This window comes from Paenibacillus puerhi (genome assembly GCF_009846885.1).
GTDB classification, from domain to species: Bacteria; Bacillota; Bacilli; order Paenibacillales; family NBRC-103111; genus Paenibacillus_G; species Paenibacillus_G puerhi.
In genome coordinates, this window is record NZ_WUWM01000003.1 from 251,752 (window position 1) to 271,369 (window position 19,618).

Below are 19,618 nucleotides of genomic sequence, written 5' to 3' on the forward strand. Positions count from 1 at the left end.
GATAAAGTAAATGAGGTCGAAAGAGACAAGCATTCTTCCACCGAAGGAAACTTTCACTGAAGGTCCGTAGCTCAATGGCAGAGCAACCGGCTCTTAACCGGTAGGTTGTGGGTTCGACCCCCACCGGGCCTATACCTAAAACATCCGTGATTTCACGGATGTTTTTTTATGCTCTTCTCCGACTTCAACTCTATCGCCGCCGCTTGATTCTAGGCAGGACAAAACACGCTCCTTCCCAGGAACGTGTTCGGCCTCCCAAGGCTCCGCCAAAATAAGAGCTAGAAGGCGCGGCCCGCTTCGCATCATCCGCCGCCTGCTCAGCCTGTCGCGCGGCTGACAATGCTCAGTACGTCGGCTCTGCTCAGCTTATTGCCGCCCGCACGGATCAGCTTGGCCGTTGCATGGGCAAGCGCCAGCGGAAGCTTACAGAACTGCAAGGCCGGGCCCGGCTTCAGCTCGGAAACATACTCATCGGCCAGCTGCAGGTTGCGCTGCGTGTAGCGCAGCATCTCCTCTTTCCCCCAGCCGTTCGGGTAAAAGTCGACGCCGCGCTCCAAGTCTTCCTTGCGGTTGCGCAGGATGTTCACCGCTTGCAGCCCCCGGCCGAAGGCTACGGCTTTGATGGGATCCGCCTTGATCTCCCGATCGTCCCATACCCACAGCTCGGACAACAGCTCGCCCACCATTCCCGCTACGCTGTAGGTGTACCCGTCCAGATCTTCTTCCGTTTCGATGCTCCACTGCCTGTCCACCCACTCGGCCATATCCCCGGCCATCCTGGAGGTATACCGGCATACCGTCTCGACGGTCCCAGGCGGACATAGCTCGATCCATTTATGCAGCTGCAGCGAAACCTCCGGCAGCTTTCCTTGGTAAGGGGCCAGCAGCTCTTGGACCGAAGCGGAGACGCGGGAAGTCGGAAGAATATCGCGAATCTCGGAGAGGAGCTTGATCTTGGTAGGGTCGTCGAGCTCCGGCCGGTCTTCAATCTCGTCAATAGCCCGCATGCACAAGTAGGCGGCCGTGACCGCTTCCTTCAAGCCCGGGTCGAGGCGGGAGATGGGGATATAAAAGGTTCGGCTCGTTTTCTTCAACATGTTCAGCGCTTCGCTCATAGCTTTGATAATCATTCACTCCATTTGCTTTAGTTGTCGTTCAGAACGATGCGCATGCTGCATGACGCCCTGAATGGCTAGGTATTGAACTCTTCTATCCATTTTCCTACGAAACCCTTGACAATGCAAATATATTTCGGGACACCGCCTTTCCGTTTCCTTCTTCTATCTTTTAAATCATTTCCCATCCTTTGAAAACAAATGATTCAGCATTTGAAGAAAAAGCGGAACGAGCGCCTACCCTACTCTATAAATCTTGAATTAATTGACTATTGATGTCGAATAATGGTATTATTTATAAAAAATACATATGTTGAGGAGGCCGAGATTCATAGGTCCATAAGTCCATCAGCAGGCTTCAGGCCGGTATTCAGCTGCCATCACACTTCATCCCATCGCATTGGATATCTTCATATTCGCTTTACCATAAGGGAGATCATCTGCCATGTCCAAGTTTTTAATCGTCGATCCCTATTTATATGAAAAAGCTATGAAATGCTCGGAAACGAAAACGAAATTCGATATGATCCAGCATCATATTTATCAAATCGAAACGAAGCTTGATTTATTAAAAAGAGAAATGACGCTTGTACCTTCTCTGCTTACCCTCGCCCTCGAATCCATTATTGTACATATGGAGCTGTTAGAAACGCAGCGAGGCGACAAAATCGCGGAGCTGGAGCATTTATTCGCTAACTTTGAGGAAAAGGAATGCATGCAAGAGGAACAGGCCAAAGACCATAAGCACAAGGAAGATTGGTCGGATTATGCGCAATGAAAAAGGCCAGCCCGCTAACTGGTTGGCCTAATTACGAAAAGCCCCGGATCGGGGCTTTTTTCGTTAAAAATAAATCGGCTTGCTATCGGGCGGCCTCCTCGTCCTCAAGACGCCGAAGGAGCCGGTTCATCCGCACCGGAATTTCCTGCTGCAGCTGCGGCCATGGCACCATCGCATCCTCTGCCCATGTGTACGGCCGATACCGGTGCAAGGGCTGGAAGCGAAAGGCTTGCAGATGCCGCTTCGCCAAACGGTGCAGCCGATCGTCCGCTGGATATAGGTTCTCGAACATGCGCGGTACGAGCACCCCCTCTTCCCCTGCCCGCTCCTGGCAGCACGCCGGAACATCCGGCAGCAGCCGGAAGAGCTCCGGCATCGGGGAGAAGGCATGCTTGCCGGCTTGCACCAGCAGGCGAACATGCATATCCTGCTCGATATTGCTGCGGTCGGGCAGCAGACCCAGCAAATATTTGCCATGAAAGCTGGCCTCGCAACGAACGATCTCGCCCTGATGTCCGAGGAAGATCCACACATGCTCCAAGTCGTACAGGTGCTGGATGTCATAATCCCAATATACGGCGTATTCGAGCACTCCTTTGACCTGCTCGGGATCGAATTCGATCCTCCGATTGAAGGAAGGCGAGTCCCCAGGCCGGTCCAGGAACGTAATCCCCGCCCTGATCGGTTCAAAGGGCTCCGCGATGTCCAGCTGCAGAGCGGGCGCATACCGCTTGGCCGTCAGCAGCAGCTCAATATCCTTCATTTGTCCTTGCTTCCTTTCCCTGCGAAGAATCATCCTGTTGCCCCTAGGGCAGATTGCCTGCGCTGTCCGCGAAGCATCAGGGCGAAGCCGATGGCGCACGCCATACTGATTCCGGCTGTAATCCGGTACAGCGGCGGGAACCCGTAGCTGTCAATCAGCCAGCCGCCCGTATTGCTCGCCACCAGCATGGCCAGGTTCGCGCTAACTACGGCGAATAGCGTCTGCGCGGTTGTGCCGAGCTGCGGAGGGCTGGTCTCATGCATATACCGGATGCCGATCGTCATAAATAAAGCAAAAGTAACGCCGTGAAGCAGTTGTCCTGTGGCGAGCAGCCAGAACGGAGGCTCTGTCGAGAGCAACAGCCAGCGAAGCGAGGCGGCCGTCCCGACAAGGGTCAGAAGCAGGAACGGACCGAAACGCGCAATCAACCGCCCCGCCAGTAAAAATAACGGAAGCTCCGACAAAGCCGCTATCGTATTCAGCAGCCCGATGCGCGCGGCGGCGCCTTCGCCCATCTCTCCGACATAGACCGGGAAAAATACATTATTAGCCGCTGACCCAAGGGAAATGCCGAAGACGAGCAGGAGGAACAATAAAAGCCTTCTCTGCGCGAGGAACGGCCGGATGCCGCTCAGGAGCGAGCCGGTCCGCTTCCTTGCCTCTATCCCGGGCCGCTTCTCCATGAACAGCAGGGTGACCAGCAGGAGAGCCATCAGGCCTGCATAGACCGAGAACATCTGGACGAGCCCGCCTCTCGCATAGAGCATCCCCATCCCCGTCGAAGTCAGCGCGAAGCTGATCGAGCCCAGCATGCGGATGCCGCCATAGCTGAAGCCATGCTTCTCGGCATGCCGCACCGTCAGCGCCTCTCCGATCGGCGACATGGCCGAATAAGTCAGCGCAAGTCCCCAAGCGGCGAGCATATAGACGGCAAATCTAGGACCAGCGGCCAGATAGCCGTAGGCAAAAACCGGGGCCAGCACCGTGGACAAAATCAGGATGACGCGCTCCAGCCGGTACCGGTCGCAAAGCATGCCCCAGAGCGGTTGGATAAATAGCCCCAGCACCGGCCCGACGGAGAACAGCAGGCCGATTTGCTTGTTATCCAGCCCTTGCCCGGCAAACCAATAGCTTAGATAAGGGTTAAAGGCGCCTTGCGTCATATAGAACACGAAAATATAAAGATGCATGGAGTACTTGCTTGGGTCAGTTCTCATCTTAGCCCCCGGCTTTCTCTTCCTGCGCCCTCAGCTTGCGGCTTTCGTCGTCTGCCGGCCTCAAAGCCCCTGCAGACCGGCCCTAACACTGGGCGGACAGCCGTGCAGCGGGTCAGGCTATGCCCCCCGCGCACTACTTCCGCCCTGCGGTTCATTGAAGCTGAAGCGTAAACAAATGATCCAGCGGAGTTAACAGATTCACCAGCACCGTCTGCAGTCCGGGCTGCGCCGGCTCAACGCGGATCATCCGCAAGCGGTGGTCATGAGCCCCTCCGTCGAGAACCAGGCGCGAGCCTCCAGCCTCACAGGTTAGCTCTCCGCCCTTCCAGAAATAAACTTGCTCTCCGATTCGCTCCAGACCATCTCCGGTTAAGTGCGTATCGATACCGAAGGAGAAGGCTACCTGTGTAAACACATCCTCCAGATCGTCTGCCGACAGCCTCATGCGCCATTCCTCCGCTCCGGGTGTGAGCTCGGCGCGGACCGCATGCTTCTGCAGATGAGTAACCGGCCGCTGATGATGAGGAAGCAGGTACCAAGGACTGATGCTCCTCCCCGCCGAAGGGGGGAGCAGATCCTTCGGCAAGGGGCCATAGTAGCCCTTCTCCATTCCGGCGCTCAGCGTATAGCCGCCATCCGGATGCTTCTCGAAATGCTCCATCTGAACAAGCCCAGGCGTGAACGACGTAAACAGCTGTGTTCCGGCCAGATGAACCTCGCCGTGCCGCAGCGAGAAGAAGGACGGAGCCCGCGTCACGATCGTGGCGCTTAGCTCCCCGTCGCGCAGCCTCACGACCGGCGAGCCGAATGACAGATGCATCGAGCTGTGCTCGATTCGGTCATGATGCCCTACGCTCTTCCTGCTCTCGAGGTCGGCCTCCACCGGATGATGCTCGTTGATGATCTTCGTGTACGACACCGGCAAGGACACGCGGCTCAGCGTCTCCAGCCTCGTCTCGGGATAGAGCAAGCAGCCGAGCATCACGTGGTTGTTTACCGGGCCGAGCCTGGACAGATGCGTGCCTGCGAGATCGGACATCGAGGCGAAGAGCGGGTCCTGATCGAGCGCCGCCATCAGCCGGTAGATGAGGAAGTATTCCGATAAATCCGCCCGCTGGCCGAAGTCCTGGCGTCCCGAATACTCGGTGACGACATCGCCGTTCGGATGGACGAGGTACGCCATCATCCTCAGGTTGCGGCGGACCGGCTCCAGCAGCTCGCTTTTGCCAAGCAGACCTGCCGTATGATAGAGCATTATATCGTTCACCGTGTTGTAGATGCCATGGCTGCGCTCGGTCCATTCCCCATCCTCCGTGCAGTCCATCCCCTCGGCCAGCCACTCGTCGGCACGCGCGGCCAGCGCTTCGTCTCCGAAGATGTCGTAGAGCCAGCCAAGCGCCGAGGTCATGACCCAGCGGTGGTTGGGGGTATGGCAGCCTCCGGTCAGCATCGCCGGCACGGCCCGCTCCAGGAACAGCTTGACCTTCGCCCGGGAGCCGCCGACTGCCGGCCAGTCCTCCCGCTCAAGCAGCCGATACAGCTGGCCGAAGCCCGTCACCACGAAGCCCGTGTCCGGCGGCGAATGATAATTGGTCGAGCCGAGCGAGATCGTGCCGTCCTCATGCTGGCGGAGCAGCATATAGTCGGCCGCCAGCTCAAGCCGGGCCGCCAGCTCCGAGTCCCGGTACCACTGGGAGTCCGGGTTCAGCAAAGCCGCCGCCATAGCGGCCATAGAGCTTCCGGTGCCTCCGTGGGTCGGACTTGGCAGCCCAGTCATGTCGTGGACAATCCCGCCTCGATGGCGGCTCCCCGGATCGGTCACCTGCTTGCTCAGCGCTTCGCGTACGTGGGCGTCATTCATATGGACCAGCTTTGCATAGATCGGATCGTTCATCTCGCCACCTCGCCCAGCCCGGCCAATTTTTGCTGCAAAAGCCGATGACTTTCCTCGATCTCTTCAGGCAGGCAGCTCGCCTTCAGCTCATACACCTTCAGCGGAGCGTCGCGCACGATGTCCAGATAATCGTCGAATACGTCCGTCCCGCTGTGCACATACGGACAGTAATGATCGGACAACCCGACCGTCTCGTGGATATGAATGCCGTAAATATACTCCTTCAGCTCGCGCGCGTCCTTCACGCTGTCATACAGCCCCATCCGGTCCATCATCATCGCATGCCCGAAGTCATACCACAGGTGGACCGGCGCTCCCTTCAGCCCGTCGATAATCGTCTTCGCTTCCCGGGGCGTCGGCATCTGATAGCAGCGGGAACGCGTTTCGATGCCGATCGCGAGCTTATAGCCCTTGGCAGCCGCATACTCGCATACCTGCTCCAGACTTTCGCTGATGCGCCGAACATATAACGGACTCAGCTGCTCTCGTCTGTCCAGCATCTCTCGCCACAAGCTCTGATAAGCGGCCGAGTCCTTGCCCTCCTCGCGATACAGCTTCTTCAACCGGGCATCGATATTGTCCTCGAAGGGCACCTCGCCCGGATGGACCACTACCGCTTCCGCGCCATACCGATCCGCATAATCCAGCGAACGGTTCAGCAGCGCGATGGAGCGGCTCCTCTTCTCCTCGTCCTCGAAGCCGAGCAGCACCGAGTCGGTACCGTAATCCGGGTCGGATACATGGGGGAACGTATTATGCACGCTCGACACCCCAATCTCCCCGCTTGCGATCATCGGCTCGATGGTAGCGAGCAGCTCCTCCGTTACGTTATAGTTCAGCTCCACCCGCCGGAAGCCCAGCTCTTTGATCTCGCGGATCATGCTGCTGCCCGTCTGATGCCGCTTGATGTTCCAGCAGGTGGAAAACGAATATTCACCTTTGTCCGTGGCCACTTTACACAACTCCTTCACCTTAAAACTATGCCAAACAGCGCCGGGCGCGGCTGCCCTTGGAGAGGACCCCTTCCGGTTCGGTCACACCTCCTGGCACGGGCCGAGCCGGGCGCTTCTATAATGGGGCTCCCTCTCCCAAGGAGACTTTGCATGCGTAGCCGTTCTTTCTCATTAGCCCTTTACCGCGCCCAGCATGATCCCGGATACAAAATAGCGCTGCAGCCATGGATAGATAAGCAGGATCGGAACGGTGGCGAACATGACGCTTGCCGCCTTCAGGCTTTCCGGTAAAAACTGGACGACCTGCGTCCCTTCGAGCTGCATCAGGTCATTGATCGTATTGTTCATGATAAGCTGGTACAGCTTGAGCTGCAGCGGATACATCTTCGGGTTGCTGATATAAAACAGCGAGTCCATAAAGCCGTTCCAGCGGTTGACCGCATAGAACAAGCTTAGTGTGGCGATGACCGGCATCGACAGCGGAATGACAATCTGGGTGAGCACCCTTACATGGCTGGCGCCGTCCATCTCGGCCGATTCGTGCAAGCTGGCCGGGATCGATTGGAAAAAGTTGATCAGAATAATCAGGTTAAACGGACTGATGAGGAGAGGCAGGATGAGCGCCCACATGGAATTAAGCAGATTAAGCTCCTTCATCAGAATGTATTCCGGGATGATCCCGCCGCTGAAAAACATCGTAATGACGATCAGCACCATAAAAAACTTCTTGCCCTTCAGATACGACTTGGTCAACGGATACGCGGCCATCATCGTCATCAGCATGCAGGCCAGCGTAAATATCGCGGTCAGCGTAATCGTATAGCCCATCGACTTGAGCATCGATATATCGCCCAGCACCTTCCGGTACGCCTCCAGACTGATCTCGATAGGAAAAATGGTCACATCCCCCGACATGATCGCCCGGTTCGAGCTGAGCGAGATCGAAGCGATATGCAGAAACGGGATGAGGCATAGAGCCAGCACAATCGCGATAAACACCTGGATGGCGATATCGATCACACGGTCATTGGTTGAGACTCGCATAAGCAGATTCCTTTCTCCCGATGTCAGAGAATACCCTGATCGGTCGTTTTCTTGGCGAAGTAGTTGGCGCTCAGGATAAAGACAAGACCAACGGCCGCCTGGAAGAAGCCGACCCCGGTAGCCAGCGAATATTGGGCGGATTGAAGCCCCATTTTAAACACGAACGTACTAAGCACCTCCGAATATTCGCTGACCGACACGTTGCCGAGCACGAAGGGCCGCTCGAAGCCGATCTGGACGAGCTCTCCCAGCTTCAGGATCAGCAGGACAACAATCGTCGGCTTGATTCCCGGCAGCGTGATATAACGGATCTTGGTCAACCGGCCGGCTCCATCCACCTCTGCGGCTTCGTAGAGCTCCTTGTTAACCCCGGTCAGTGCGGCCAGGTAAATGATCGTCCCCCAGCCTGCGCTATGCCACACTCCTGTAGCCAGGTAAGTAATCAGCCAATAGTGCTTGTCGGACAGCCACGGTATCGATTCCAGGCCAACCTGATTCAACAGCGTGTTGACCATCCCCGACTTGGTCGCGAAAACCTGGTATACGATCCCGCCGACAATGACCCAGGAAATGAAATGAGGCAAGTATAAAATCGTCTGGGACAGCTTTTTATACAGCGCGCTCCTGAGCTCATTGAGCATGATCGCCAGCACAATAGGAGCCGGGAACGAGAAGATCAGATCGAGAAAATTAAGCATCAGCGTATTGCGCAGAGCGACGTAAAACTCCCGCATCCGGAAAATTTCCCGGAACGTATCCAGGCCTGCCCACGGACTTTGATTGATGCCCTGGAACAAATTGAACTTCTTGAATGCGATCGTCACACCGTACATCGGTCCGTACTTGAAGATCAGAAAATAGACGATTGGTAAGATGAGCAAGGCATACAACTGCCAATTTCGCCGCATGTACACCTTAAAGGCGCTCTTCCGCGCCTTGGTCCCCGCTGCCTGCGTAGCCGCTGCTGCGTCCATGCGCTTCCCCTCCTTGCCCCCGGGCGGGCGCTTAAGCGGCCCTATTCCATATGCTTATCCGCTGAAGCGCCCAGGGGAGATTCCTTATTTTTTCTTCATTTCCTGATAAGCCGCCTTACGCTCGTTGGCGATTTCCTGGCCGCCGCTGTTCATGAAATCCTTCAAGCTCTGCTCGTACGTCTTGTCGAAGTCGGCCGGCTTAGCCAGCATGGACTTCACGATCAGCTCATAGTATTTATCCACCAAGCTGCTGCCGTACTTCACTTCGGCCTGGATAGGACGCGGGAAGCGTACCTGAGGCTCGGTATCCGTCAGCGAGATCTGGCGGGCCAGCTCGCCTTCCTTCGCATATTCCGGCGGCAGCGATTTGATGGCGAGGGTTGAATTTTTGGCCTCGTCGCCCAGATCCTGCCCGTTGCTGATGATCATGAAGTCGCCGCCGATAAACATTCTATCCTTCGTCTCCTGGCTGTCGATCCGAACCGGAACCCCATCCTCCATCTTGTAATTTTTACCTTCTTCGCCGTTCATGATCGTGAAGTAGTTATCCTTCTGGGCCATAAAGTCCAGATACTGAATCGCTTCCTTCACATTCTTGCTCGACTTCGGAATCATGATATACATCCCGGCCGGCATATATTTGGGCTTGGTATGCTTGCCGTCAGCGCCTGCGAACGGATCGATCGGAAGCAGCTTGGCGCCCTTCACATTCGTCTGCAGCACCTTGTAGACGCCTGGGGAAGCCTGCAGCGGATTGACCGAATCCTCGCTGAACATCCCCACCTTGCCGGTCATGATGTCCTGATTCATCTTCTTCTTATCCTTATCCAAGGCGAAGTCCGGGCTCACCAGTCCCTCGTTATACAGCTTGTTCATGAATTGTACGGCTTCTTTATGTCCAGGCGTCAGAACCGCATAATCGTTGGAGCCGAGCTGCATCCGCAGCGTGTACTTCTCTTCCTCGGTCAAATCCTTCTTGATGAACGGCCAGATGATCGGTTCGACCGATGCCGCTGCAAGCGCCAGACCAAGCGGAATCAGATCCTTGCCCACTTTGCCCGGGTCCTTTTCCTTGAACGCCTTTAAGGTTGCGTATACTTCTTCCGTGTTCTTCGGAACCGGCATATTCAGCGCTTCCAGCCAATCCTGGCGAACATAGGACGCATACTTGCCCAGGTTGACCCTTCGAGCCGGGATCGCATACTGCACGCCGTTGAATTTGCCGTAGGCCAGAGTGTCCTCTCCTAAAAACGCTTTCAAATTTTTTCCATGCTCGTCAAGCGCCTGTCCAATGTCCGCAAGTCCGCCCTGCTGCACATAGTTATTGACCAGATTGCTGTCATAGGTGAACACGATATCCGGGGCATCGCCGCCGCTCGCCATCAGCACGTTCAGCTTCTGTACCTCCTGGGCCCGCGGGACCGGCACATACTCGAGCTTAATATTATTAGGAGTAGCAAACTTTTCCTGCATCCATTTGGTCCAGTAATTATCGGTTGCCGATTGGCCAGACGGCGCATTGCCGCGGTCGAATATTTCAACTTTCAAGGTCACGGGATCTTTCTTCTTCGCTTCAGGGGTGCTTCCCCCGGTTTGCGGTTCGCTGGTCGCACATCCTGCTAGCGTGCCCCAGGCCAGTGCTGTTGTAAGGGAAAGCGCAACCAGCTTGTTCCATGTTTGTTTTTTCAACTTGAACCCTCTCCTTTTTGGAAATGAATCCTTCGTTTGCCCGGCCGATGCATGGGATCCCATCGTTTGCTTCTGTCGTTGTTCCGGGCACAACCTGGTTATACCCCATGAATCCGGCAGGCGGCAATCAACAAGATTCCACCGGACCAACCGAATGCCGGAAGACGCCATGTGAACGTCCGAACCGGATTCCGCTCCGCCAACCGGATTCCTAATTGAAGCCTTTTCGCTCCCCCCAACTCTTTTCAGACCACAAACCGAATTCCGTTCGGCTTCTTCGGACGCTACGGGCGGCCGGGCGGTGCGGCTGCACCGGTCCCCGAGCGAGTACGCGGGAGCGCGCAAAAGGCCAAGGGCATGTATGCCCTCAGCCTGCCTTCCCGCCGCCCCTGCATGCTGCCGCTTACATCAGTTTACGGTAATCCCCCGGGGTCGCACCGATTACCTTTTTAAAGGACCGGCCAAAGGAAATGCCATGGGTATAGCCGACCTTATAAGCGATCTCCTGGATGGAGCTATCTGTCTCCAGCAGCAGCCGCTTGGCCTCCTCCATCCGGAGCTGAACGAGGAAATCCACAAACTTCATCCCGAATCGTTCTTTAAACAGCTGACTGGCGTATTTCGGATTGATCTCGAATTTCTCGCTGAGATGGTTCAGCGACAGATCCGGGTTCGAGTAATTGGCCTCGATATAGGCTTTCATCTCCTCCAGCATGACCGTCTGGCTTCTGGAGTCCCTCACCGCCATATACTGGCCGTACAATTCATTCAGCCGCAGCTCCAGCACCCCGAACAAGTCTTCGACCGACCCGGCTCTCCGCATCTGAAGCCGCAGCTCCTCTCGGCCCCTGTCCCAAGCCCGGCCCACCTCTTCGGGCAGCTCCTCCAGCTCGCGGTTCAGCATGTGATGCATATAATCCATCAGACTGCGGATTTCCTTGTCATCCATCAGGTCTTTATGGATATGGTCGAAAAGATCGCGCAGCACCTCGGACCATCTCGGATTCGCCATCCTGAAGTACTGCAGCAGCAACGGAACCTGCTGGTAATATTGATAGGCCCCCCTCCAAGTCCCTTCTACGGGCCCGGAATAGGTGATTGCGCGATTGCCGCCCATCGTCAGCTTGTGCTCCAGAGGAAACAGCGCCTGGAGATAAGAGACGCGCAGACCGGACAAGTCCTCTACGGCCTGACCCATCCCGATAGATATGGAGAACTTGAGGTTCGACTCCACCCAGGTGCGAAAGGCCTCATTCAGCCGGGCAAGCGGCTCGAGCATCGGTTCGTCCTGCATCATAACGATCAGCCCCAGCCGTTCGCTGTTGATCCACTCCGTCCAGATGGACAAGCTTTCTTCCTGGGCAAACTCGTGGATCACATTCGTCAGGACGAACTTGAGGAGCTGCTGATCCCGTTCCGAGTACTGTTCAAGAAATTCGGGGTAATCGTCGATCTCGGCAACAGCCGCAACCAGATGCTTGTAAGCGGATGGCAGATGCAGCCGGGCCGTGCGGGCCCTCCATTCCTGCTCTGTTATTTTCTTATCTCCGCTGACCAGCTCGTGATAAAGCTGCCGCCTGTGTACAAGCAGATCTTCTTGAAATTGCTTCTCGAACTTGCTCGTCTGGTCAATCAGGCCCTCCAGCGCCTTATCGATAAAGGAAAATTCATCCTTATCTGATTTGCCCGGCAGCAGATTCCGGTTTTGATAATCCTGCAAGCGCTTTACTATGAGCTCGAGCGGCTTGTAGTTTCTCTTCGTAATGTACACCAGGTATATAATGCAGAGCAGCAGGATCGCTATCCCAAGAACGATCCACACATACGACACGACAGATACCCAGCCGAATAATTGTCCGGCCTTGATGCCGCTAGTAAACGTCCAGCCGAGGTAGTCCGAATGGATCTCGCTCATCACCTTGGAGTTCGCTTCCGCACGCCCTCCGCCGAACCTGCTCCCCGGGTAGATGATCGTCTCCTGATCCCGGATGTCCATAAAGGAAAGCTGGCCATCCACCCAATCGTCCACCGCCTGCAGCAGCGTATCCACCCTTACATTGATCACGACGAGCCCCTGGTTTCCGAAGGGGAGAAGCGCTCTCTTGCTCATCGTAATAACGCTTTCTTCCGAGTCAATAGCAAACCCGTTGAGCATTCGGGGCGAGGACCATTTCATCCGCGGGGAAGCGGCTCTTTCTTGTTCTATAAATGCCTTGTCGGCGAACCGTTCGAGGGGCTCCGCCGATCCGTGCGTCAAAACTAACCCGTCGCTGAACCTATAAAAATACAAGGAGTGAATCAGATAATGATTCGTCATCAGATTTTTGGCGTCACCCGAAAGCATGTACTGAACGAGCCTCGGGTCCTGGCCCGATTGGGCGATAAAAAACTCTCTGACATTGGGGTTGGTAGCGAGCTCCTTAAGCAACGTTTGCTCAATGTCCCGCAAGGAAGCTTCCACCGAGTTCACCACGTACCGGGAGGAGATAGCATTCGCCTTCTCGGCTTCTTTTTTGGATACTTCCGAGACCAGTAAAAAGGAGATGAACAGAATCGAGGAAATGGCAATCAAAAATACAGGAAAATACGAGAGAAGGAGCTGCTTATACCACTTGTTGTTCATGGAATCCACCGTCCTGACTGCCATAGTACGCTATGCCCATATAGATCCGTGATTACCCTATCTTACTACGCGAGCCTTCAGAATACTACTCGTAACAAGCATTGGGGACCGTATTACGGGGTAGACGGGCATGAGACGCGCTGCTCCCCCTCCTGCGCAAAAGACCGCCCGATGAAACCCGGACGGTCACTTGCTACTAGCGCAATCCGGACTGCCGTCTAGATAACGAAGAGTAGGCGAAGCCTTAGCTGGCCCCAAGTCGATTAAGCGCTTAACCTTATAGTACACTACGCGGTGATCTACTTCAAGTTTTTTCCCGCTTGCCCAATCCATTGGTTCCCTGTTCTCATACCATACAGAAGCTGAAGAGGAAGGGAGGCGATCCTATGGGTTTCGTTGGTGGAGTCGGCGCAAGTTGTGGCGGTTTTGGAACGACGACTGCGATAGTTCTCGTGCTTTTCATCCTTTTGGTCATCATTCTCAGAACCTTCATCTAAGCTGAGTATGTTGATTTGAGCTCGCTAAGCGACAAGCAGCCGTACGGAGTTTCTCCGTACGGCTGCTTGTCTTTTGCGATATGCTCCCTTAGCGAGCTTGCCTCCCTCCCTTATTTCCAGTTGTAAAGCCGGTACAAGAGGACGGCTGCCTCCGCCCGGGTAGTGTGGCCGAGCGGGTTCAGCTTACCGTCCGCTCCCCTGATGATTTGCCGGTCCGTCAAGGACGCTGCGGCCTGCCGGGCGTAGTCCGCCAGATCGTCCTGATCGAGATAAGCGTCCAATGCCGAAGCGCCTGCATGCTTCCAGCCGGCATCCGCCAGTCCCATCGCTCTGTCCGTCAACACCATCATATCCTGGCGGGAGATGGCGGCGTGCGGCTGGAACTCATTGTTCCCTTGCCCTTGGGCGATCCCCAGCTTCTTCGCTATGCCTACGGCCTCATAGTAGTAGTCCCCGGGCCTAACATCCGCAAACTGGCTATCGGCATCCGCATGCAGACCAAGCGTTTTCACGAGCAGCAGCATGTAGTCCGCTCGGGAAACATCCTTACCTGGAGCAAAGGTCCGCTCCGCTTCCGATGTCCCTTCTACCACCCCTTTGGAGGCCAGCACCTCAATTTCCTTCTGGGCCCATGCATAGGAGTCCAAATCCGTAAAGGTCTTACGGACAAAAGAAACGGCGAAGGTGCTGAAATGACGGGTTGTAAACTCTACGGTACCCGTCTCAGGACGGTAGCGTCCGTTAGTGACGGGGATGCGGCTGCCTTGCCCATCGATATAGATGACAGCCAGATGCTCATGACCGCTGACTTCGCCTCCCGCCGGTACATAAGGAAGCGAAACATGGACTGCGGCGTCCGCATGCTGCCAACGCTTCTCGACCCCATTGACCTTGATCTTTAGCTGAATGGTCAGTCTATCGCCCGCAGTCGCATCCGGTTTTGCAGCAGCAAATTCAAATTCAACGACATCCTCGGGCTTCAGTCCGTCCTGGCCCAGCATATGAGCGGGCAGCGTGAAGCTTCCCAGTTGACTAGCAATCGTCAGAAGATGCTGTCCCGACGGAGAGCTGACCGCAGTGGCCGGAAGCTTTACCGAGTAAGCCGAAGCTTCTCCTGCCAATTCCACGACGATCCGCTTGCTTCCCTTGGAATCCGCCTTAGCCTGCTTCAAGGCTTGATCAAACGCCTCCCGCTCGACTATGCCTTCCAGTTTTTGCGTGTCTGGATGGAGCGTTCCCTTCACAGCTAAAGCGGCAGAGCCGTCATTCCGGGCGGACACTTCGGCTGGAGCCTGCGGTACGCTTGACCCAGATCCAGATCCAGACCCGGAGCCAGAGCCGGAACCGCCGTTACCGGAGTCCGGATCCGTCTCGCCGCCACCCGAGTCAGGCCTTGACGCTGCGGGTTTATTCGTATAAGCCACACGCGGCGCCTTTAGCTTTCCGGCCAGAACGGTATCCCGGATATCCTCGCCGAGATAGAATCCGAGGTGCGGAGGCTGGTTGTAGGCCGTATTCTGCCAAGCGATCCCCATCCGATAGACGGTATCGTGCATCAACGTATACATCCGGTATTCCGTCGGAATCGTCGTGCTGTAGATGCGCAGCTCGGAGCTGTCCGTGGCCGGCAGCAGCACTTCTTCGCGCCAATCCCCCAGTATATCCGCCTGCAAGGTAGGGGTGGCTTTCGTGCCGTTATTGCTGGTTACTCCTTCGAAGCGTTTGAGAAGCTCCGCCGCTCCTGTCACTTCGTTATACTTCGTAATCGAGGTTTGATCGAGCAATTCATGCAGCAGGTCTCCATCCCAATAGAGGGCAAAGTTAACGGAAAGACCCGCAGCTCGGAAGCTGTCGGCGATAGCGCCGTTTTGAACATTATAGATACCTCCGCCAGTGGCTGCATTCGGACCCGCCGTTCCCCAGAACTCATAACCGGGGCGTGACGTAATATTCGCCGCGAGTCCCCTGCCTGCATCCACGTAGGCATAGAACGATTGAAGGGTTTCTCCTGTAGCGCCATCGTGATACTCCAGGGAAGCGACGGCCGGATCCTCATGCACCCCGATAACGTGGAGTCCTTCGCGATCTGGATCGAACGCGCCCACATGAAGCGCATCTCCGTGAGAGCCCTTCTCGCGCCCCTTGTCGCCATCCATCATATACAGAATCGAGCCATCCTGATCCAGCACCAGAGATCCGGCTATAATCTCATCGAAGCCGTCATTATCCACGTCTCCGGTCGCCAAGCTATGGTAGCCGAGGCCGCCTCCTTTGCCTTCTACAGCCGAATCGAACGTCCATTCCAGGTGAAGCTTGCCGTCCACAAGGCTGTAAGCGGCATAAGTCGTGCGCTCGTAATAGCCCCTGCCGTATACGGCGCTAGGCTTCACTCCGTCGAGATAGGCAAGACCTGCCAGGAATCGGTCGGAGCGGTTATGCCAGGTATCTCCCCAAGAAGCGACATCCCCGAGCGGGAATGCATAGTCGACCGTATCGATGACTTCTCCGGTCTCTCCCTTGAATACCGTTATATATTCAGGTCCGCCGAAGATATGACCCTGGTCGTTCACCCACTTGCCGTTGTCGTCCGCATTGCCGATGACGCTGATCACCTTGCTGCTGTCGAACACGCCGTTTGTGGTTCCGTATACCGTCGTGGCATCCGCTGTTTTGATAAGAAACTCGCTCTTCCCGTCTCCATCGAAGTCTGCCACGATAAACTGATGATAGTGAGCGCCGGAAGTCAAATTCAGCCCCATATTCATCCGCCACAAGAGCGTACCGTCCAGACGGTAGGCATCGAAAATCGTCGGTCCCGTCATAGCCTGCTGCGAGCTGTCGATGGCATTGGAAGGATACCATTTGACCAGCACCTCATACTGGCCGTCCCCGTCCAGATCCCCTACGCTTGCGTCATTCACGCTATACGTATAGGCTCCCGAAGCTGTAACGCCGCCCTCAGGCTTTTGCATCGGAATCGACAGATAGTCGGTTTCCGCAGCCTTCGTCTCGTTACGTTCCCGGGCAACCCCTTGAATGACCGTGTCGACCCGGTAAGTGTCGCCTGGCTTTCCTTCGGGGTCAGCGTAGTTGGTCACTTGCAGAGGCTGCGAATTAAGCAGCGTTCCGTTGCGATACAGGTTAAACCGGATGTCTCCGGCATATTCATCCGCCAGCAACCGCCAGCTGACAAACGTGCCTGTCTCCGACTTGAGGGCGATCAAGCCCCGGTCGAGCCATTCGGTTTGACGCGCCGTATCGGGCGGAGCCAGCCGGTTGTAGACATAGATCGAAGCGGTGCGGTCAAAGCTGTTGGCGAGGCCGATCGATTCGGCCAGTTTCCCCTGAAACTCATAAACGCCCGGTTCCGCTGGAGTCCATGGCTTGCCGACCGGGGTCCATTCGCTGATGGCGGCTTCCACCTCGCTGTTGTCGGCCAGCGTCACATTAACCTTCTGAGGCAATCCGATCGAAGCGATATCCTCAGTTGTTTCATGGACATATACCCGGTGATAAGGAAGTTTGTCTGCCTTGATGATCGTATTTGCCGGGATCGGCACATGATAGACGCCGAAATTGTCCACATACGTCGTCCACGTTATGTTATTCCCGGAGGTCCGGACTCCACCCAGCCTGACTCCGGCCACGGACCCGTCGAAGGCAATGCCTGCCAGGGAAACCGTATGCGTTTCGCTGCGGCCGTCCGCCCGGTCGGTAAGCTTGAGCGTTGCTTCATTCCGGATGATGTCAAAGTCTACCTCGACCTTATACCAGGTCTGCTGATTGGTCATGCCGGTAGGCGCCGCCGTCTCGGTCCGGCCGCCAGCATAGTAGGTCAATGGAGCATGATTGGTCGTATTCACCGTGAAAACGGTATTGTTAGCGCTGTCCAAAATCCGGACCTCGCCGCCGTTCTCCTGAGCCCGGTCGCCTTTGTCATTGACCTTGCCCGGATACCAGTCGAAGACAAGCAGGATGCGGCTGCCTTTCACCGCTGGCTTGAAGCTTTTGCTCGCTACGCGTCCCCCGCTCTGGTTCACGATGCTGTATTGCAGCTTAGGGGTTCCGTTGCCGCCCAGATCCTCCTTATGAATCGACAAAGTCGCATTGGCTGTCTCAAAGCCCCAGTTGGCAGGAACCACTGCGATCTTATCGCCGAAATCGCTATAGTACTTGTTCTCGTAGCCATCGATCTGCGGCGCTTGATCCGCTTCCGCAACGTTAACCGTCGCCTGGGCCGCGATGCCGCGCCCGTTGGCCACATTCGGTATACCGCTAGCATCCAGCGTTCCCGTGAAGGTATACGTGCCCCGCTCGCTCGGGTTATAGTCGGCGCTGCTCCAATGCAGCGGAACCCCGTCAACCAGAACGTCGTTTTCCAGCTTGACCTGGACGGTTGTCGGAAAGTTCGTCATGACCTCTTCCTTGGCTATGCCCAGCGGTACAGTGAGCTGTCCAGGGTAGGCGGTCACGATGGACATGATATTTTGCTCGCCCTGCACAGGCGCCGGTACGCCGGAGCCGTAGATCTGCACATTGTCCAGGCCGGCTGTGAAGCCAAGCGTGTTGCCGCTGGCCCGGTTCCCCTTGACCGAAATCTTCGCCAGGCGGTTTACATAGTTAAGCGAGCTGATATCGAGGGCCGGCCCCGCAAATACCCGGGATGCGTCGTCCTTGTCCTGCAGGCGAAGTGAAACGCTTTCATTTGTGAAATTGAATAAAACCTGCGCTGACAGCCAGTTCTCCTGGTAGGTCACTCCCGTAACCACGGCGGTCTGGGTAAGGTCGGTCCCCGTCGTTCCGACGCCATATCGAATGACTCCGTCCGTGCCCCCCTCCTTGATCAGCCGGAACAGCGGTTGTCCATTCGGATCGCTGAATAAGACTTCGCTGGAGTTTGCGGCTGTCGAGACGGTTCCCGGCTTCCAGTCGAAGGTCACCAGTACCGAGGCATCGCTAGTGGGCTGAGCAAGCGGCTTCTCAATCACCCGGGTGCCGCTGCCGGAGCCCGACGTGTTCAAATAGCGGTTGCCGTTGTCCTCTACCGCCACTTCGGCGGTGGCTCCTCCACCTGGCGCAAAGCCCCATTTGTCGCCGTCTTCAAAATCAGTCCCTCCCAGCCGCACAGAAGGAAGGCTGTCCGTCACATAGCTATCGGCTCCTATTGCGGAGGGAATCGATGAACTCATGAGCATCAGTCCCAGCAGCATCGATAGCGCTCTTTTTGGCATGCGTGCATTCACGTTGCGTCTCACTCCTTTTCTCATTTAAGCAAGATATGTACCAAGATCACGTGCCAGGAGTTCGCCCTCGAACCCTCAGGATGGGCATGGTTCCAGGAAGCAGACCCCTACTGCCATCCTATTGCTGGGAATTTTGAATGTCTATCGGATTTTTTTGATTAGGCCCGATTTGGCAGTCTGAAAGCGCCATCAACGTATTGAACTTTATTGAAAATCTTTGTCTTTTCTTGATTTAAGGGGTGGAAAACGTTAGGAAACTCTGAAAAAGCGAGGAAGGCCGAGATTTTCTTTATTCGAAAGGCTATGTTAAACATTGTTGTTGACCGCCTTAATGGTATCGCGACCAAAATTTTCGCAACATGATTTGGCTTGATTTCGTTTATTAATAACAGAAATATGAGAATACATCATCGAATAAGAAAGAATAAAAATGAATATAAAAGGGGAATTAGATATGATTGCTTGGCTTAATCTTGGCAGCCTCGTGCTTGGAGCAGTCGCATGGATTCTTCCGGCTATTAATATATCTAGATATTATAAGCGTTCTAGAGATTGGGTTACTCTTTCTATGGTGAGTATTTGTAGTTTCTATGAACGCGTAAAGGCTGAGGATTGGTCTGCTCTTATGGATACCGTAAGTGTTATCGCATCTGTTCCAGCAATTCTGCTCATCGGTACAATCCTATTAAATGTAATTACATTCACTAGCGTTGCATAAAAGTTAGTTGAGCTAATTGTCACATTATTCTGAATAGGATATTCCGTTCATGGACCAAAAGGTCGATGACCTATCGAAAGGTAGCCTTTGTCCATTTGGTAATTATATGG

General features: G+C 55.4%; 13 protein-coding genes and 1 tRNA gene. 4 read left to right on the plus strand and 10 right to left on the minus strand.

The features are described from left to right. Positions 1-60 precede the first annotated feature (60 nt). Positions 61-132 (plus strand) — tRNA-Lys (locus GSF01_RS04570). A 185-nt stretch (positions 133-317) separates the two neighbouring features. On the opposite strand, the gene GSF01_RS04575 is transcribed toward GSF01_RS04570, so the two are convergent. Next, positions 318-1,130 carry a squalene/phytoene synthase family protein gene (locus GSF01_RS04575; RefSeq protein WP_235941278.1) on the minus strand — a complete coding sequence of 271 codons (813 nt, stop codon included), beginning with the start codon at positions 1,128-1,130 and terminating at the stop codon, positions 318-320. Positions 1,131-1,560: 430 nt separating this feature from the next. On the opposite strand from GSF01_RS04575, the gene GSF01_RS04580 reads away from it, so the two are divergent. Next, positions 1,561-1,893 (plus strand): hypothetical protein, encoded by a 333-nt coding sequence (locus tag GSF01_RS04580; protein WP_159881825.1) that lies wholly within the window; start codon positions 1,561-1,563, stop codon positions 1,891-1,893. 82 nt (positions 1,894-1,975) lie between these two features. Here the strand turns inward: GSF01_RS04580 and GSF01_RS04585 are convergent, their stop codons facing one another. The 8 genes from GSF01_RS04585 to GSF01_RS04620 all read right to left on the minus strand — a co-directional run bounded on the left by GSF01_RS04585 (position 1,976) and on the right by GSF01_RS04620 (position 13,050). Further along, positions 1,976-2,656 carry a hypothetical protein gene (locus GSF01_RS04585; RefSeq protein ID WP_159881826.1) on the minus strand — a complete coding sequence of 227 codons (681 nt, stop codon included), beginning with the start codon at positions 2,654-2,656 and terminating at the stop codon, positions 1,976-1,978. 29 nt (positions 2,657-2,685) lie between these two features. After that, positions 2,686-3,873, minus strand: a complete 1,188-nt coding sequence (locus tag GSF01_RS04590) for an MFS transporter (RefSeq protein WP_159881827.1) — start codon at positions 3,871-3,873, stop codon at positions 2,686-2,688. Between the two features lie 151 nt (positions 3,874-4,024). Beyond that, a complete protein-coding gene (locus GSF01_RS04595) occupies positions 4,025-5,767 on the minus strand; it encodes a hypothetical protein (RefSeq protein ID WP_201305316.1) in 1,743 nt (580 codons plus the stop codon). After that, entirely contained in the window at positions 5,764-6,720 is a 957-nt protein-coding gene (locus tag GSF01_RS04600) for a sugar phosphate isomerase/epimerase family protein (protein WP_235941279.1), read from the minus strand. Before GSF01_RS04600 ends, GSF01_RS04595 begins: the two co-directional genes overlap by 4 nt. 171 nt (positions 6,721-6,891) lie before the next feature. Next, positions 6,892-7,764, minus strand: coding sequence for a carbohydrate ABC transporter permease (locus GSF01_RS04605; RefSeq protein ID WP_159881828.1), 873 nt, complete (start codon positions 7,762-7,764; stop codon positions 6,892-6,894). 23 nt (positions 7,765-7,787) lie between these two features. Next, positions 7,788-8,738, minus strand: coding sequence for an ABC transporter permease (locus GSF01_RS04610; RefSeq protein ID WP_159881829.1), 951 nt, complete (start codon positions 8,736-8,738; stop codon positions 7,788-7,790). Between the two features lie 84 nt (positions 8,739-8,822). Further along, a complete protein-coding gene (locus GSF01_RS04615; RefSeq protein ID WP_235941280.1) occupies positions 8,823-10,427 on the minus strand; it encodes an extracellular solute-binding protein in 1,605 nt (534 codons plus the stop codon). A 403-nt stretch (positions 10,428-10,830) separates the two neighbouring features. Next, complete coding sequence (locus GSF01_RS04620) at positions 10,831-13,050, minus strand: helix-turn-helix domain-containing protein (protein ID WP_159881830.1); 2,220 nt, start codon at positions 13,048-13,050, stop codon at positions 10,831-10,833. Positions 13,051-13,436: 386 nt separating this feature from the next. Here GSF01_RS04620 and GSF01_RS29540 point away from each other — a divergent pair, with 386 nt between their 5' ends. Further along, positions 13,437-13,547 (plus strand): YjcZ family sporulation protein, encoded by a 111-nt coding sequence (locus GSF01_RS29540; protein WP_235941281.1) that lies wholly within the window; start codon positions 13,437-13,439, stop codon positions 13,545-13,547. Between the two features lie 110 nt (positions 13,548-13,657). Here the strand turns inward: GSF01_RS29540 and GSF01_RS04625 are convergent, their stop codons facing one another. Then, complete coding sequence (locus GSF01_RS04625) at positions 13,658-18,790, minus strand: rhamnogalacturonan lyase family protein (RefSeq protein ID WP_159881831.1); 5,133 nt, start codon at positions 18,788-18,790, stop codon at positions 13,658-13,660. A gap of 454 nt (positions 18,791-19,244) precedes the next feature. Between GSF01_RS04625 and GSF01_RS04630 the strand changes: the two genes are divergently transcribed. Beyond that, positions 19,245-19,508, plus strand: coding sequence for a hypothetical protein (locus GSF01_RS04630; RefSeq protein ID WP_159881832.1), 264 nt, complete (start codon positions 19,245-19,247; stop codon positions 19,506-19,508). Positions 19,509-19,618: the final 110 nt, after the last annotated feature.